Origin of the sequence: Vibrio sp. 10N.222.52.B7 (assembly GCF_041474275.1) — a bacterium.
GTDB lineage: Bacteria > Pseudomonadota > Gammaproteobacteria > Enterobacterales > Vibrionaceae > Vibrio > Vibrio crassostreae_C.
Window position 1 is genome coordinate 1 of sequence record NZ_JBFRTU010000368.1, and the last position, 304, is coordinate 304.

Annotated in this window: 1 protein-coding gene; it reads left to right on the plus strand. The window is 45.7% G+C overall.

Annotated features, from left to right (window positions below; genetic code table 11):
- Positions 1-304, plus strand: a 304-nt coding sequence (locus tag AB4512_RS23255; RefSeq protein WP_408063698.1) for a sodium:solute symporter family transporter, incomplete at both ends; no start/stop codon positions are given.

Consider the following 304-nt stretch of genomic DNA (forward strand, 5'->3'; position numbering starts at 1 on the left):
ACCATACCAACCCAATCATTGTTGGTTTGGTGATTTCCGCACTCTCAGCAGCAGCGATGTCGACACTGGATTCTACTTATAACTCAATGGCGACAGTCGCAACGTTCGATTTCTATAAGCGCTTTTTCCGTAAGAAAGCTTCCGATGCACATTATGAATCGGTGGCAAGAAAGATGAGCTTGGTTGCTGCAGCGTCGGTTGTTGTTCCTGCATTACTGGCGGTTTCTAATGAATCAGTGCTTAAAACTATTGCGAGCCTGACGTCCATTTTTGTTGGTATTCGTCTTGGCTCTTTCATCCTGGG